We start from the raw sequence: 14,790 nt of genomic DNA on the forward strand, positions 1-14,790 counted from the left end.
CGCAAACCCATGCTCTAGCTTGTTGCCTTAATTCGCCCGGAACAAGAGTGCTGAATCGTTCGTGAGTTCCGGCAGGACGAAGCGGCGGGACGCGATGCTGCTTGACCGACGGGGCCTTGCGGGCGGCAAAATGCCTGGAACAGGCAGCGCAGATTGCACTTTACGGCCAAAGGGAGCCCGCGATGGAAAAGGCTTACGACCTGGTGATCCGGGGCGGCAACATCGTCGACGGCACAGGCGCCAAGCCCTTCGCGGCCGACGTGGCGATCAAGGATGGCGTCATCGCCGCGGTGGGCAAAGTTGCAGGCTCGGGCGCGGAGGAGATCGACGCCCGCGGCCAACTGGTGACGCCCGGGTTCGTCGACATCCACACCCACTACGACGGCCAGGCCACGTGGGACGAGCGGATGCAGCCCTCGTCCTGGCACGGGGTGACAACCGTGGTGATGGGCAATTGCGGCGTCGGCTTCGCGCCCTGCAAACCCCGCGATCATGACCGTCTGATCCGCCTGATGGAAGGCGTCGAGGACATTCCCTTCCCTGTGCTGGCGGACGGCCTGCCCTGGAACTGGGAGAGCTATCCGGACTACCTCGAGGGCCTAAGCCGGCGCCGCTTCGATGTGGACATCGGGAGCCAGTTGCCGCACGCGGCGCTTCGCGTGTTCGTCATGGGCGAGCGGGGCGTCAACCGCGAGCCCGCCACGGTGACCGACATCAGCGCCATGGGTGCGATCGCCAAGCGAGCGATGGAAGCTGGGGCAATCGGATTCGGCACCTCTCGCACGCTCAACCATCGCTCCTCCGACGGCTCGCCAATCGCGACGCTGACGGCCGGCGAGGACGAACTCACCGGCATCGCCATGGGGATGGCCGCCGCCGGACGGGGTGTCCTGCAGGTTGTCTCCGACTTCAACGATCCGGCCGAGGAGTTCGCCATGTTGCGGCGGATCGTCGAGGCGTCCCGCCGGCCGCTGTCTTTCTCGCTGGTGCAGAGCCCGCGGGAGCCCGAGCAGTGGCGGTTCATGCTGGACCGGATGTCCGAGGCAAAGGCCGCGGGCCTGCAAATCAGGGCCCAGGTGGCGACACGGCCCGTCGGCGTGCTGTTCGGGTTGGAGCTGACGGCGAACCCGTTCAGCTCGCACCCGAGCTATCGCGCGATCAAGGATCTGCCGCTGGCCGAGCGCGTGGCGCGGCTAAGGGATCCGGAGTTCCGTCGTCGCCTGCTCAGCGAGGAGGCCGAATCGGCCCGCGCGCCTGGTCTCTCACCGATGCGCGCCTGGGAGCGCATCTACCCGATGGGCGCGGAGCCAGACTATGAGCCCACCCCGGATCACTCGCTGGCTGCGATCGCCGCCGAGCGCGGGGTCGACCCCTACGAGCTGGCGCTCGACCACATGCTGCTGAGAGACGGCCGCGGCATGCTCTACCTGCCGCTCTTGAACTACGCCCAGAACACCCTCGATCCGGCCTATGAGATGCTACAGCACGACTGCGTCGTGCCGGGCCTCTCCGACGGCGGAGCGCATGTCGGCATGATCTGCGACGGAAGCTTCCCGACCACCAACATCGTCCACTGGACCCGTGACCGCACCCGCGGGCCGAAACTGCCCCTTGAGAAGATGATCAAGGCTCAGTGTCGCGACACCGCTGAAACCGTGGGGCTCTACGATCGGGGGGTGATCGCGCGCGGCTACCGCGCAGACCTCAACGTCATCGACTACGACCGCCTGAAGCTGAAGGCTCCGAGCGTCGCCTATGACCTGCCGACTGGCGGGCGCCGGCTGATCCAACGGGCCGAGGGCTATACTGCGACCCTTGTCGCCGGCCAGGTGACCTACCGCGACGGGGAGCCCACCGAGGCCCTGCCCGGGCGTCTGCTGCGCGGAGGGCAGGCCGCTCCCGCCGCGATGGCGGCGGAATAGGAGGCAAGGAAATGAACGACATCGCCCAGGTCTCGACCGAGGCCCCGCCCCAGGTCCTGGAAATCGCCTGCGAGTGGACCGCCAAGGACGTGAGCGATCCTACTCAGTGGACGGAGCACCTCTCGGCCGCGGAGACCGACGAGCTCGACGAGGCGGTGCAGCACGCCTTTTCAATCTCCGACGACTTCCTCGAAATCAGCAAAGCGCAGTTCCCGCTGCCGACCTTGGGACCCCGGCTGGCTGCCATCGAGCGCGAACTGATCGACGGGCGGGGGTTCGTGCTGGTCCGAGGACTGCCGCGCGAACGCTGGTCGAACGACGAGATGAGCATGGCCTACTGGGGGATCGGGGCGCACCTGGGCAAGCCCTGGCCCCAGAACGCCAAGGGCCACCTGCTGGGCGATGTCACCGATCACGGCAAGGCCCCGGGCGACCCGACGTCGCGGGGCAACGAAATCGGACTTGTGGGCCTAGACTTCCACTGCGACGGCTCGGACCTGGTCGGCCTCATGTGCCTGCAGACTGGCGTTTCCGGTGGACTGTCAGCCGTCTGCAACTCAGTCGCCCTGCACAACCGGCTGGTCCGCGAACGCCCGGACCTCGCCGCCGAGCTCTACAAGCCGCAACCCTTCGACTATCGCGGCGAACAGGCGCCCGGAAAACCCGGGTGGTACCTGATGCCGGTGTTCACCCGCCACGCCGACCGAATCTTCATCCGTCTGATCCGGCCCTACATCCTGGCGTCACAGCGCCACGCCGACGCCCCACGCCTCACCGAAAAGGCCATCGAGGCGCTCACTTGGATGCAGGATCAGGCCGAAGGCGGCGATTACTCGGTTGTCATGGACTTCCAACCCGGCGACATGCAGTTCATCAACAATTACCACGTCTTGCATGGCCGCAGCGCCTATGAGGATGACCGCGCCTCGGGGAAGATCCGCCACCTGAAACGCCTGTGGCTGGAGACCGAGGTCCTGGCCGACCGGCCGGCCCAGTTCGTCAACCGCATGGGCAGCCACTGGGCGAAGAAGCTGACGATCAGCCGGATGGACGCGACCAACTAGCAGCAGCACGAAGGAGCGCCGCCATGACGGACCTGGTCACCCGCCAGGACAGGGACGGCGCCGCGACGCTGACCCTCAACCGGCCCGAGAAACTGAACTCGCTGAACGTCGAGCTCTTCATCCAGCTCAACGCCCATGTGGAGCGCCTCGCCCGCGAAACCGACACGGTCGGCCTGGTCATCCTGCGCGGAGCCGGCCGATGTTTTTCCGCCGGCCACGACCTGGGCGACATCGCCACCGGCGAGAAGCTGCCAGAGCCTTTCTTCCAATCGAAGGTGATCGAGCGGCTGGCAGACCTACCTCAGCCAGTGATCACGGCGGTGCATAGCCATTGCTACACCGGGGCGCTTGAGCTCGCTCTGGCGGGCGACATCATCCTGGCCTCGGAGAACGCGAAGTTCGCGGACACCCACGCCAAGTGGGCGCTGACGCCGGTCTGGGGTCTTTCCCAGAGGTTGCCGCGCCGGGTCGGGACCTACAAGGCCCGCGAAATGATGTTCACCTGCCGCACGATCTCTGGGCGTGAGGCCGAGGCCAACGGCCTGGCGAACATCTGCGTTCCTGACGATGAGTTCGATGCGCGGATCGGGTCGCTGGCCCGGGAGATCCTCGGCAATTCCTGGTTCAGCCACCGGGCCAACAAGCGGCTGGTGCGCCAGACTGACGGGCTGCCCCTGCCGGCCGGCTTGGCGCACGAGATCTTCCGCGGCGAGGGGCGCGGCCCCGACATGGAAGAGCGCATCGCCGGCTTCGCCAACAAGAGCGTCAAACAGGCCTGATCAGGGGCCGGCCGGAGCCCTGGATATTTCAGGACCGGTCACCCCTGGACCAGGCCAAGGCCGCGACCAGTCAATTTCGAGCTGAGCGTCCATTCGTAGGGAACCTAGATGGCAATCGGGGTGAGTCTTCCCCATAACGACCCGATGCACGCCGCCGTCGCCGAGCCGTCCACACCCCTAGATCAAGCGCGCGATATCCTCAGGCGCACCTTCGGCCACGCCGAGTTCCGGGGGATGCAAGCCGATGTGATCGCCGAAGTGCTCGCGGGACGAAGCGCCATGGCGGTGCTGCCGACCGGGGGCGGCAAGAGCCTTTGCTATCAGATCCCAAGCCTGATCCGGCCCGGCCTTGGGCTGGTGGTCTCGCCGCTGATCGCGCTCATGGCCGACCAGGTGGCCGGCCTGCAGCAGTCGGGCGTGGCGGCGGCCCGACTCGATTCCAACATCGACCCCAGCGAGAAGGCCGAAACCTGGCGGCGGATCGAGGCCGGCGAACTCGACCTGCTCTACACCTCACCTGAAGGCCTGATGCAGCCGTGGATGCTGGAGCGGTTGTCGCGCACCCCTCTGGCCTTGATCGCCATCGACGAGGCCCACTGCGTAAGCCAGTGGGGCCACGATTTCCGGCCTGAGTACCGGATGCTGGGGCGCCTGGCGGACGTCTTCCCGAATGTCCCGCGCCTTGCGGTCACCGCCACCGCCGACGCCCGGACCCGTGAGGATATTCGCGCCGAGCTGCGGCTGGAGAGCTCACCGGAGTTCGTCGCCAGCTTCGCTCGGCCCGAGCTGATGCTGTCGGCCGAGCGCAAACACGGCAGCGCGCAGAAGCGGGTCGTTGAGCTGGTCACCGCACGGCCCGATCGGTCCGGGGTGGTCTATGCCGGGTCGCGCGATAAGACGGAAACCATCGCCGAAGCCCTGCGCCACGCAGGTGTGCCGGCGCTGGCCTACCACGCCGGCCTCGATCGCCAGGTGCGAACCGATCGGCTGGAGCAGTTCCTGCAGGCCGACGCGGCGGTGATGGTGGCGACCATCGCCTTCGGCATGGGGGTCGATAAGCCCGACGTCCGCTTCGTGATCCACGCCGATCCGCCCGCCTCTATCGAGGCCTACTGGCAGGAAATCGGCCGCGCGGGGCGCGACGGCGACCTGGCCGAGGGGATCACCCTTTATGGGGCGGCGGACATGAGCTGGGCGCTGCGGCGGATCGGCGAGCGAGAGATGGACGGCGCCGTCAAGCAGGTGCAGGTGGGTAAGGTGCGCCAGCTCTACGCGCTGCTGGACGGAACCGGCTGCCGCGCGGCCACCGTGCGCCGCTATTTCGGTGAGGAAGGCGTCACGACGTGCGGCCAATGCGACGTCTGCACCGGCCAGATCGAGACCAGCGACGCCACCGAGGCCGCGCAAAAGGCGCTCTCGGCGGCCCATCGTTTGGCCGGCAGGTTTGGCCGTGGCCGGCTGGTCGATCACCTGCTGGGCAAGACCAAGGATGTCAGCGACCACGAGGCCTCGTTATCGACCTGGGGCATCGGCCAGGAACTGTCGGCGAGCGCCTGGCGCGACCTGGTGGAACAATTGCTCTTCGAGGGCCTGCTTCGGGAGGATCCCAACGACGGCCGCCCGCTGGTGGGTGTCGGCGACAACGAGGCGGTGCGCGCCGTGTTCCGCGGCGAGCGCCGGGTGACGATCCAGACCCGTGCTGAGGCGCCGGCCAAGGCGCGCCGCGGCCGCAAGGGCCGCGAGACCCTGACGCTGTCACCCGCCGACCAGCCGCTGTTCGAAGCGCTGAGAGCCTGGCGTAGCGGCGAGGCCAAGAGCCAGCACGTGCCGCCCTATGTGATCTTCCACGACCGCACCCTGGCCGAAATCGCTGCGATCAAGCCGGGCGGCCGCGCCGCACTCGAACGCATCAACGGCGTCGGCGAGGGCAAGCTCGCGCGCTACGGCGCTGCGGTGCTGGAGGTGGTCGAGGGTTTCGCCAGGACATGAAGGCTCTCGCGCTCACGATCCTGAGCGCGTTGAGCCGGCAGAGTTTTCCCCGGTAGGGGAATGTCCCCGGCCGAAGGCGGGGCAATGGGGGAAATGTTCTCCACTCCCCCCATGCGATCCCGCGAGCGTCGCTGAAGCCGCCTCTAGAATATCGTCTTCACCTCGACGCCCCAGGTGCGGGGGTCGTTGATGAAGCCGGTCAGGTTGTCGAAGTCGATCGCACCTTCCAGCGAGATGTGGTTGGTGATGTTGCGTCCGAACAGGGCCGCCTCCCACTTGCCGGCTTCCGCGCGGTAGCCGATGCGCAGGCCGCCTTCCAGTAGGTAGTCGCTGCTGAACTCCGTCGACTCATAGAGGAAGAAGTTGACCTTCGAGCGGTAGGCCCAGTCGGTAAAGGCGAAGATCTCGCCGGTCCCGACCGGGATCGAGTAGCCGGCGGTCAGGTTGCCGACCCAGCGCGGAGCATTGGGTAGGCTATTGCCGTTGATGTTCACCGTGCCGGGCAAGGCGCCGGGCGGATCGAGCACCGTGCAGGGCGCGCCGCAGGGTTGCGTCGCCAGGTTCGGATCATCAATCCGGGTGTGGTTGTAGGAAAGGCCCGCGGTCAAGACCAGACGGTCGACGGGACGGGCTTCGGCGTTGAACTCGAAGCCGTAGCCATCCGCGTGCTCGGCGTTGATCAGGCGGTTGAAGTTGGCGCCGCCGCCCACGGCGGTGAGCTGCAGGTCGCTGACGCGGTAGTAGAAGACGTCAGCGTCCATACGGACCTTGCGCTCGAAGAAGTCGCCCTTCACGCCCGCCTCGTAGGACATGTTGGTCTCCTTGGTGGCGACCGAAATCGTGTCCCCGAAAAGCAGGCGCCCCTGGATGGATGGAGCCCGGTAGCCCTTGGCGATGCGCGCGTAGAGGTTGACGTCCTGGTTCAGGGCATAGGTCGTATTTACGTTGAAACTGACGTCGTCGCTCGAAGGATTGGCGGTAAGCGGTCCGATGGGTCCCCCGCCGATCGGGGAGATGTAGCGCTGGGCCGAGAAGTCCTTCTGGTCGTTGGAGTAGCGAAGCCCGCCGCCGATCGTCCAGTCCGCCATCAGCTTGTAGTCGGCGTTGCCGAACAGGGCCCAGGCGTTGGTCTTCTGGTGCTGGCGGGCGAAGCCGTCCTCTGCGCCGCCGGCAAGGGTGTTGTAGTCGAAGCTGTCGATCTTCACGTCTTCGAAGAAGTAGAAGGCGCCGAGCGTGTAGGTGAGCGCGTCGCGGGCGCCGGCCAGCCGCAACTCCTGGCTCCACTGGGCGTGGTAGGGTAGTCCGTCGGCGCTTTCCGAGGGGAACGGGATCAAACCGGGGCCGGAGGGCGGGGCGAAGACTGCGCCGAAGCCGCCGTCGATATCGCCCCGGCTAAACACCTTGGCGTGCTCGTAGGCGGTGATGGAGGTCAGGACCGGCCCGCCGAAGTCGTAAGTCATCTTCACGTTCGCGCCGCTCAGCTCGACCTTCTGGGTGGAGCGTGGCTGGGCGTCCTGGGCGATCTTGTCGGGTTCGAACCCGGGCACGAAGTCGTTTGACCCCGGCTGGATGATGTTGGCGCGGAAGATCTGCGGCGTGCCGTCCAGGTGCATGTAGTGGGCGCCGGCAAGCGCGGTGAACTGCTCATTGGGGGTGAACAGCAGTTGGCCGCGCAGCGCGTATTCATCATAGCCGCCGGTCGCGTTGTTCTGGTGGGTGAAGGTGTTGTCGATCCAGTCGTCGCGGTGCTGGTAAAGCGCCGAGAAGCGGCCGGCGAGGACGCCCGGCATGATCGGGCCGGAGACCGCGCCTTCCAGGTTCGTCGTGCCGTACGTGCCGTAGGAGGCCTGGGCGTAGCCGCCGAAGGTTTGGGTGGGTTTGGCTGAGTCGAACTTCAACACGCCGGCCGGCGTGTTGCGGCCGAAGAGCGTCCCCTGCGGGCCGCGGAGCGCCTCCACCTGGTCGATGTCGAATAGCGGAAGGCCCTTCAGGATCGGGTTTTCGAGAACGACCTCGTCGTAGACGAATGAGACCGGCTGTGAGGCGTTCAGGTCGAAGTCGGTGTTGCCGAGGCCGCGGATGTAGGGTCGCGGAAAAGTGCGCCCGAAGCTCGATTCCAGGAGCACGCTCGGCACCCGCGCCGACAGCACCCGGATGTCGCCGCCGGAGGAGCGGATCACGTCCAGCTTCTCGCCGCTGATCGCTGTCACCGAGACTGGAACGTCGTTGATGTTCTCGGATCGCTTCTGCGCGGTGACGATCACTTCGGCCACCTCGGAGGAATTCGCCGCCGGCGCGTCCGCTGCGCAGGCCGGAGCCCCACCGCCGGCCGAGGCGATCAGGAATGCGGATACAGCCGCGCCACTCGCAAGCGCCGAGCGCCGCGATGTCCAGTTTTTCATCTAGATTGCCCCTCGTTTCGGCTGCGCCGGCGCCCATCGGCGCGATGTCACGGAAGCTACATTGTTTCGAACCTACTGCGACCCGGCAGGGGAAAGCGCTGTGTCTTTTCCGTCGCGAGCGCGGCGCCCATGCAACACAAAGAGGCCTCTGGTCTTATGAACGCCTCCGCGTGGGAATGCCGGTATCTCGCCAAGCCACATGCGGCCAGCTTCCCGCGCCACCATTCGGCGAGCAGGACTGCTCACCTCCGCCCGACGGCGCTCGGGCTCGACGGCCGCCGAGCCCTGCAAGGCCGTAACCGCCGATGACGAGACCGCTGGAGGGAGCCTAGACGTCGACCTCGGCGTCGAGAGCGTTTTCCTGGATGAATTCGCGGCGGGGTTCGACAAGGTCGCCCATCAGGCGGGTGAACATGCCGTCGGCGTCGTCCGCATGGGTTACCTTGACCTGCAGCAGGGTGCGGGCGTCGGCATCCAACGTGGTTTCCCAAAGCTGGTCGGCGTTCATCTCGCCCAGGCCCTTGTAGCGCTGGATGGCCAGGCCCTTGCGCCCATTGTCCATCACGGCGTTGACGAGGTCGATTGGACCACGGACCACGGTGGCCTTGTCCTTACGGGTGTAGGTCGCCCGGCCGGAGAAGATCTCGGCGAGTTCCTTAGACCGCTCGGCCAGGCGCCGTGCGTCGGCGGCATGCAACAGGAGTTCGTCCAGCACAATGCGCTCAGAGACGCCGCGCTTCACACGGGAGAAGACGAAGCTGTTGGCCTCCCCCGCCGCGCCCGTCCAGGCGCCGTCGCCCTCCTCTGCATAGAGGTCGAGCCGCGCCGCGGCCTTGGCCGGATCGCCATCGGGGCCCAGCAACCCAGCCAGGGCGGCCTGCTCAATGGCGAAGGCCGGCGCCCGGGCCGCCAGCCGCTCGACATTGGCTTTCGCGCCGCGCGCGGTCTGCACCATGGCCAGGAGATCGGCGCCGGTGATCCGTTCGCCATTGGATAGGTCGAGGGTCGCGCCGTCGACACCTTCGTCGATCAGGTAAATCTCGAGTTCGGCATCGTCCTTCAGGTAGCGGACGGACTTTCCCTTGGCGGCCTTATAGAGCGGCGGCTGGGCGATATAGAGGTAGCCGCGGTCGATCACCTCCTTCATCTGCCGGTAGAAGAAGGTGAGCAGCAGCGTGCGGATGTGGGCGCCGTCGACGTCGGCGTCGGTCATCAGAACGATCTTGTGGTAGCGGATCTTCTCGATATCGAAGTCTTCGCTGCCGATCCCAGCGCCCAACGCGGTGATCAGGGTGCCGATCTGCTCGGAGCCCAGCATCTTGTCGAAACGGGCGCGCTCGACGTTCAGGATCTTGCCGCGGAGCGGCAAGATCGCCTGGTTGTCGCGGTTGCGGGCCTGCTTTGCCGAGCCGCCGGCGGAATCGCCCTCGACGATGAAGAGCTCCGACTTGGCCGGGTCCTTCTCCGCGCAGTCGGCGAGCTTGCCGGGCAGCGACGATATGTCGAGCGCCGACTTACGACGGGTGAGCTCGCGGGCCTTGCGGGCGGCTTCCCGCGCCGCGGCGGCCTCGGCGATCTTCTGGACGATCAGGCGGGCCTCGTTCGGATGCTCCTCAAACCAGGAGCCCAGCCCCTCGCCGACCAAACCTTCCACCGCCGGACGCACTTCCGAGGAGACCAGCTTGTCCTTGGTCTGGGAAGAGAACTTCGGGTCCGGGACCTTCACCGAAAGTACGCAGGTAAGGCCTTCGCGGGCGTCCTCGCCGCCCACCGACACCTTCTCGCGCTTGGCCGCGCCGGAGGAGTCCGCATAGCCGGTGATGATTCGTGTCAGCGCCGAGCGGAAGGCCGCGAGGTGGGTCCCGCCGTCCCGCTGCGGAATGTTGTTCGTGAAGCAGAGGACGTTCTCGTGGTAGCCGTCGTTCCACCAGAGCGAGAGGTCGATTTCGACGTTCTCGCGTTTGCCGCGGATCACGATTGGCGCTTTCAGGAGCGGGGTCTTGGCCTTGTCCAGGTGCCGCACGAACGCCTCGACGCCGCCGTCGTAGTGCATGACTTCCTCGAACGGCTCGGCGCCGCGATGGTCCTTCAGCCAGATCGTTACGCCGGAGTTCAGGAAGGCCAACTCGCGCAGCCGGTGCTCGAGCGTTTTCACGTCGAACTCGATAAAGGCGAAGGTTTCCAACGACGGCAGGAAGGTGACTTCCGTGCCTGAAAGCGGCTCGCCGTTCGCACGCGCAGGTGCGTCACCGGTGACCACCAGGGGCGAGACCGCATCGCCGCGACGGAACTCCATCTCGTAGGCCTTGCCGCCGCGATAGACCTTCAGCTTCAGCCAGTCGGAAAGTGCATTGACCACCGAGACGCCCACGCCGTGTAAGCCGCCGGACACCTTGTATGAGTTCTGGTCGAATTTTCCGCCGGCGTGCAGCTGGGTCATGATGACCTCGGCGGCCGAGACACCCTCGCCCTCGTGGATGTCGACCGGAATCCCGCGGCCGTCATCGGTGACGGTGCAGGACCCATCGGCGTTGAGGATCACCTCAACGCGCGTGGCCCACCCGGCCAGCGTTTCATCGATGGCGTTGTCGACCACCTCATAGACCATGTGATGCAGGCCAGACCCGTCATCGGTGTCGCCGATGTACATGCCGGGCCGCTTGCGCACCGCGTCGAGGCCCTTCAGGACCTTGATGCTCTCCGCGCCGTATTCGTCCTGACCGTTCGACTCAGGGGCCAGGCCGTTGGTCTCGTTCTCTTCGCTCATTGGGAATCCAGCTCAGTCAGGCCGGAGGCGTCTACGCGTACGCCCTGGGCCCGTCCTTTCAAGTCTTCGAAGAGGTGCTCATCGGTTCCGGTCAGGAAGGCCTGGAGCCCGAGCGCCTCGATTTCGTCGAACAACGCTGCCCGCCGCTGGCGGTCCAGATGTGCTGCGACTTCGTCCAGCAACAATATAGGGCTTGGCGCTGATTCTGCACGTGAAAGCCGCGCCGATTGGGCCAAGACCAGGTTCAGGATCAGCGCCTTCTGCTCGCCGGTGGAACATTCTCCTGCCGGGCGGTCCTTTTCGGCGTGAATGACCGCCAGATCGCCGCGATGCGGGCCGGTGAGGGCCCGGCCAGCGGCGGCGTCGCGGTCACGCGCGGAGGCGAGCGCTCGAACGAGTCGGGCCTCGATCTCGGCGAATTCAGCGCCGGCGGCCGCAATCTGCTCCCACTCGCCGGTCAGCGAGAGTTTCGCCTGGGGAAAGGGCCGCGCGGCGCGGCCGTCGATCTCGGCCTGGAGGGCGCTGAGCGTCGTCGCCCGGGCCTCGGCCATCAGCGCGCCGAACTCGGCGATATTGCTCTCAAGGGCGTCGAGCCACGCGCCGTCGGGCGTGACCCCTTCGTCAGTCAGTAGGCGCATCCGTTCGCGCATCGCCCGTTCATAGGCCTGGGCGTGGGCGGCATGGCGCGGGATCGCGGCGAACACCAGCCGATCAAAGAACCGGCGGCGATCGGCCGCGCCCTCCAGGAACAGGCGATCCTGCGCCGGGGTCAGCCAGACCTGCCGCAGATGGTCGGCCAGCCGGCCCGGCGGCACGGTTTCGCCCGCGATCCGCACGGTGCGCCGCGATGCGCCCGCGAGCTCGACGCCGGTTCCAAGCTGGGTCTGCTCGCCGCTCGCCAAGACAACAGCCGAAACCGCCCAGGCGCGCCCTTGTGGCTCGCCGGGCAGCCGGCGACCAACTTCGGCCAGGCTCGAACCGCGCAGGCCCCGGCCCGGCGTGAACAGGCTGACGGCCTCGAGAAGGTTGGTCTTTCCAGCACCGTTCGGCCCGACCAGGAACACTGGACGGCCGTCCAGCAGGAGGTCTGCCCGCGTATAGGAGCGGAAGTCGGTCAGGGTCAGTCGGGAAAGGGCCGTGGCGGTCACGGCGGCGTCATACAGGGTTTCGGGCGCGGGAGCGAAGTCAGCTACGCCAACGGAACCAACCTGCCTTCGAGCGCACCGTCCGCAAGGTTCAGCGCCGCGACTGTCGCGGGGGAGCCTTCGGCGGGAAGCACGGCGCTTCCGGGGTTGAAGACCAGGCAATCGCCCGCGTTGGAGGCCTCGCCACGGTGGGTCGAGGCATGCAGCAAGAGGTCGATCCTTCGCCCGAACAGGCGTTCGGCGACAGCGTCGAAATCGGCCGCCGGCACGAAGGGGTAGGAAGAGATCGCCAACCCGACCTTGGTGGCGTCGAACACGCAACCGAGCGCAAGGCCGCCGCTTGTCAGCACAAGGACCGGCGAGTCCGTCCGCGGATCGTCGGAGTCATCGGCGCCGCGAACGCCAATCACCGGCGCGATCTCGGCGAGCTGATCCAGGCCTGCAGCCTCGCCCATGTCGCCAAGGGTCACGATGAGGTCGCTGCCGGCGAGCGCATCGAAAAGGACTGGGGGAAACGTCGGGCCCCCGCCGGGGTGGATGTGGCAGTCTGCCAGCACGACGAGGTTGACGCCGTCGATGGCCCACTCCGCCCGCGAAGGATCGTTCATCGCCACTCACTCCCGGCTCGCTCGCAAGCTTGCCACCGCCTCCAGCTGCCGTCGACGTCCGGATTTCGCCGGCCTTGTGTAGCAAACGCGCCCCTCCGCGAGCAGTCGCTTTTGGTCACCCGGAAATGACATGGTCGAGCTTACACCGACGCCGCCTCTCTCGCCCTCGCCCCCGGGAGAAGGAAAGCCCGACCTTTCGGGACACAGGGTTGGCCTGGCTCCGCCTCGTCCCCGGGGTCAGGCCGAAATCGGGTCGCGGCTCGGGTCTTGGCCTGATGGCGTCGTCGGCGCGAACATATCTGAGTGTGGGCTGCGCTCGGCCAGCCCTGACGGGACGGGTAGTGGCCGATCGGTGGAAGGGTCGCCATGATCGGCAGGTCATTCGGAGCCTTGGTCTGCGCGTTCGTCCTGACCTGTCCCGATGGATTGGCCGGTTCCCACGCGAGGGACCTGGCTTTGCTTCGCCATGTTGGACGCTCCGTGGACTGCGAGCCTGTCGCACGGTGTGATGTCGGCGCTGGAAATCCGCGCGCGAGACCGACCGCCACGCCTCCTGAATCCTCCATTGCGGCCGAGCTATCGGAGTGCTCGCCCTTCTATGGATTCGATGGCTCCCAGGAACTCGATTTTGACCCGGAGAGGGGCGTTGTCGTAGAAACGATCGACCCGCCGGCGGGCGGCGGGGGCGCACGCAGCTCCCCACCGATCGAGCTCGCCGGAACCTTTTCGGTCAAGGCCCGCACAGGTCGTGTCTTCGTCGCGATTGGAGGCGTCAGGCGGGAATATACCCTGGTCGTGCCCATCGAGAGCGCCCAGTGCATACTCGCCTTCGGGAGCGCCAAGACTGTCGATCTGAAGCGCAGTTGGTTCGCCACGTCCTCAGACGAAGAAGACGCTGATCCGCCGGAGTATCAGCACGCCGCAAAGCGCCAACCGCGCCAGGGTCGTCCGGTCATGACTTCCGGATCAAAAGCATCGTAGCGCGCTCCAACCACACCTCTCCCGGCTTCAGACGCCGGACCGCCGGCGGCGAGGCGGCGGGAAGGCGGCCTCGAGCAGCCTCAGCACCGGGCGCCAGGGATGCCGGATTCCGCCAGCGGTTGTCACAGCCCCGGCGCTACCTACGTCTTCGTCTCAGCATTAGAGGGCGCGATGAACCAGAAGGCCGAGGCAGAGACTTTCGCCGGACTTCACCGGGGTCCCGAGATCCTGATCCTGCCGAACGCCTGGGACGCCGCCAGCGCCGCAGTGATGGAGGACGCCGGCGCCAAGGCCGTGGCGACCTCCTCCGCCGCAGTGGCCTGGAGCCACGGTTATCCGGACGGCGACGTCCTGCCCCTCGCGAACCTGATCTCCACGGTCTCGGCGGTGGCCCGGGTGGTTTCCGTGCCGGTCACCGCCGACATCGAGGGCGGCTATACAGACGATCTTGACGCGCTAGGCGAGACCATCCGAGCGGTGATCGGCGCCGGTGCGGTGGGTATCAACCTGGAAGATGGCTCGCGTGACCCGAGCCTCCACGCGCGCAAGCTCGAGGCCGCGCGCAAGGCGGCGGACGCGACCGGCGTCGCACTCTTCATCAACGCGCGCGTCGACACCTACCTGCGGCGACTTTTCGAGGGCGACGAAGCCGAGGGCGAGACCGTGCGGCGCGCCGAGCTCTACAGCCGCGCCGGCGCCAACGGAATCTTCGTGCCCGGTCCCACCGACGATGCGTTGATCGGCCGCCTGGCCAAGGCGATCAAAGCGCCCGTGAACATCATGCTGATCGCCGGGCTATCGCCGGCCGCACGGCTTCAGGAGCTGGGCGTGCGCAGGTTGAGCTCAGGCGGGCGGCCGTTCAGCGGCGTCTATGCGCACCTGGCCAATGCCGTGCGGGCCTATCTGGCTGACGGGCGGGTCGATCCGTTCATGACCGAGGGCTTGGCGAACCTCAACAAGCGGTTCGGATAAACGGGCCTTCCTGCGCCGCTTGCCGCCCGCGCCTTGGGGCCGGATCGCCGCGATGAGGCGCGAGCCGACTGGCGCGAGATTGGCCCACCAGGGGCTCATTCAGAAATCGCTCGCGAGGGAAGGAAAATAGCAGTCGCCATCGCAGATGACCTCGCCCGCGC

General features: G+C 66.8%; 9 protein-coding genes. 5 read left to right on the forward strand and 4 right to left on the reverse strand.

Annotated features, from left to right (window positions below):
• Positions 1-182: 182 nt before the first annotated feature.
• From VGI62_RS19025 to recQ, 4 genes are all read left to right on the forward strand, one after another.
• Positions 183-1,922, forward strand: a complete 1,740-nt coding sequence (locus tag VGI62_RS19025) for an N-acyl-D-amino-acid deacylase family protein (RefSeq protein WP_331506133.1) — start codon at positions 183-185, stop codon at positions 1,920-1,922.
• A gap of 11 nt (positions 1,923-1,933) precedes the next feature.
• Entirely contained in the window at positions 1,934-2,986 is a 1,053-nt protein-coding gene (locus tag VGI62_RS19030) for a TauD/TfdA family dioxygenase (RefSeq protein ID WP_331506134.1), read from the forward strand.
• A gap of 23 nt (positions 2,987-3,009) precedes the next feature.
• Positions 3,010-3,765: an enoyl-CoA hydratase/isomerase family protein gene (locus tag VGI62_RS19035; RefSeq protein WP_331506136.1), complete on the forward strand. Its 756-nt coding sequence runs from the start codon at positions 3,010-3,012 to the stop codon at positions 3,763-3,765.
• Between the two features lie 144 nt (positions 3,766-3,909).
• Positions 3,910-5,754: a DNA helicase RecQ gene (recQ, locus tag VGI62_RS19040; protein ID WP_331506172.1), complete on the forward strand. Its 1,845-nt coding sequence runs from the start codon at positions 3,910-3,912 to the stop codon at positions 5,752-5,754.
• Between the two features lie 143 nt (positions 5,755-5,897).
• Here recQ and VGI62_RS19045 read toward each other — a convergent pair whose 3' ends face one another.
• From VGI62_RS19045 to VGI62_RS19060, 4 genes are all read right to left on the reverse strand, one after another.
• Complete coding sequence (locus VGI62_RS19045; RefSeq protein ID WP_331506137.1) at positions 5,898-8,156, reverse strand: TonB-dependent receptor; 2,259 nt, start codon at positions 8,154-8,156, stop codon at positions 5,898-5,900.
• Positions 8,157-8,484: 328 nt separating this feature from the next.
• Positions 8,485-10,923, reverse strand: a complete 2,439-nt coding sequence (gene gyrB, locus VGI62_RS19050; RefSeq protein WP_331506138.1) for a DNA topoisomerase (ATP-hydrolyzing) subunit B — start codon at positions 10,921-10,923, stop codon at positions 8,485-8,487.
• On the reverse strand, positions 10,920-12,071 hold the full coding sequence (gene recF / locus VGI62_RS19055) for a DNA replication/repair protein RecF (RefSeq protein WP_331506139.1): 1,152 nt from the start codon (positions 12,069-12,071) through the stop codon (positions 10,920-10,922). Before recF ends, gyrB begins: the two co-directional genes overlap by 4 nt.
• Before the next feature lie 41 nt (positions 12,072-12,112).
• Positions 12,113-12,676 (reverse strand): metallophosphoesterase family protein, encoded by a 564-nt coding sequence (locus VGI62_RS19060; RefSeq protein ID WP_331506140.1) that lies wholly within the window; start codon positions 12,674-12,676, stop codon positions 12,113-12,115.
• A gap of 1,152 nt (positions 12,677-13,828) precedes the next feature.
• On the opposite strand from VGI62_RS19060, the gene VGI62_RS19065 reads away from it, so the two are divergent.
• Positions 13,829-14,629: an isocitrate lyase/phosphoenolpyruvate mutase family protein gene (locus tag VGI62_RS19065; protein WP_331506141.1), complete on the forward strand. Its 801-nt coding sequence runs from the start codon at positions 13,829-13,831 to the stop codon at positions 14,627-14,629.
• The last annotated feature ends 161 nt before the right edge of the window (positions 14,630-14,790 follow it).

The sequence above is a fragment of the Phenylobacterium sp. genome (genome assembly GCF_036495085.1).
GTDB lineage: Bacteria > Pseudomonadota > Alphaproteobacteria > Caulobacterales > Caulobacteraceae > Phenylobacterium.